The sequence below is a fragment of the Pseudorhodobacter sp. genome (assembly GCF_030452865.1).
Classification (GTDB): domain Bacteria; phylum Pseudomonadota; class Alphaproteobacteria; order Rhodobacterales; family Rhodobacteraceae; genus Pseudorhodobacter.
Genome location: NZ_JAKDLJ010000556.1, coordinates 1 through 1,805 on the forward strand (window position 1 = coordinate 1; position 1,805 = coordinate 1,805).

The window sequence follows — 1,805 nt, forward strand, 5'->3', positions numbered from 1 at the left end:
GTTCTGATAGCCGGGGTTGTAGGATGCGACGAGCATGAAACCGGGGGGGGCGACCAGTTCTTCTCCGGTACGGTCGATCATCAAGGTGCGGCGGTTGTCGGTCAGCGGATGCAGAACCACCGTCACATCCTTGCGCGCCTCCACCACTTCATCCAGATAGCAGATCGCCCCTTCACGAACCGCGCGGGTCAAGGGGCCGTCAACCCATTCGGTTTCACCCCCGCGCAACAGATAGCGCCCAATAAGATCGGCGGCCGACAGGTCATCATGGCAAGCAACGGTATAGAGCTTGCGCCCCAACCGTGCCGCCATATGTTCCACGAACCTAGTCTTGCCGCAGCCGGTCGGCCCCTTCAAAAGCAGGGGCAAACCGTTGGCATGGGCCATTTCGAACAACGCGCATTCATTGGCCACCGCCCGGTAATGCGGGATTATCGGGGACATGTCGTTCATCGTCATTCCCCCGGTTCGCGGATCAACGGACCCGGCGCGATAATCTCCGTCTTGCGCACGATCCCGATGGCATAAAGGAACAGGAGCACCCCAAGAAGCACCGCGATCCCCGCACCAAAGCGCATGATATAGAACAGCGCCAGATCGTCCTGCACATCCATGTAATAGCTGCCCAGAACGCGCTGCATATGGGTCTGGATCGTGCCGGCGAAGGTCAGAACAAAGGTCATGAAGGCCATGCCACTGGTGATCAGCCAGAACGACGCCATATTCAGCACCTGATTATAGGGTGCGCGCTGCAACAGCATCGGCATGGCATAGGTAAACATTGCAAGATTCAGCGCAACATAGGCGCCATAGAACGCGAGGTGACCATGCGCTGCGGTGATCTGGGTGCCGTGGGTGTAGTAGTTGACCCCGTGCAGCGTGTGCAAGAAGCCCCAGACACCCGCGCCAAAAAACGCGACCGTCGGCGTCCCCAAGGCCCAAAGCAATGCGGCCTTGTTCGGGTGATTGCGCCGCCCTTTCCAAACCATGATAAAGGCGAAGGTCATCATCAGGAACAGCGGCACCACTTCAAAGATCGAGAAGATGGAGCCAAGCCACAACCAATAGCTCGGCAGACCGATCCAGAAATAATGGTGACCAGTGCCGAGGATCCCCGAAAACAGCGCCGTCGCGACGATGACATAAAGCCATTTTTCCACGATCTCACGGTCAACGCCGGTCAGTTTCAGCAACAGGAAGGCGAGGATGGAGGCCATCACCAGTTCCCATGTCGCCTCGACCCATAAATGGACGACGAACCACCAGTACATCTTGTCCAGCGACAGATTGTCAGGATTGATGAAGGCGAAAATCCACAGCAGCGACAGCAACCAAAGGCCCATCAACAGCACATTGGTGATGGCGGTTTTGCGACCCGCAAGGACGGTCATCGAGATATTGAACAAGAAGATCAAAGCGGCCACAAGGATGCCGAACTTGACCCAAAGCGGTTGTTCCAGAAACTCCCGCCCGCCGTGGATACCGACGAGGTAAGACCCGACTGCGCCAAGCGTGCCGATCATCAACAGCGCGAGCTGGATATAGGCGAGCTTGGTGGAATAGAGCTCCCGCTCCGCTTCCTCCGGCACAAGGAAATAGGCAGCGCCAAAAAAGCCAAGCAGCAACCAGACGATCAAAGCGTTGGTGTGGATCATCCGGATGATGTTGAACGGCAGGATTTCGCTCAGGAAATTGGGCGAGACATAGATCCAGCCCGCAATAAGCCCGCCGAAGATCTGCACCCCGAACAAGGCCAATGCGCAGACAAAATAGGCAAGCGCCACTTTTTGTGATTGATATTTCAT

2 protein-coding genes are annotated in these 1,805 nt (G+C 56.6%); both read right to left on the reverse strand.

Going from position 1 to position 1,805, the window contains the following annotated elements; all coding sequences use genetic code 11:
- The coding region (locus L0H65_RS19355) for an AAA family ATPase (RefSeq protein ID WP_301460818.1) at positions 1-459 on the reverse strand (459 nt) is incomplete at its 3' end.
- A complete protein-coding gene (locus L0H65_RS19360; RefSeq protein WP_301460819.1) occupies positions 456-1,805 on the reverse strand; it encodes a cbb3-type cytochrome c oxidase subunit I in 1,350 nt (449 codons plus the stop codon). The genes L0H65_RS19355 and L0H65_RS19360, both read right to left, overlap by 4 nt.

Coding starts and splice junctions, on each gene's coding strand:
- L0H65_RS19360 (WP_301460819.1), bottom strand. CDS start 1,805: ATGAAATATCAATCACAAAAAGTGGCGCTTGCCTATTTTGTCTGCGCA.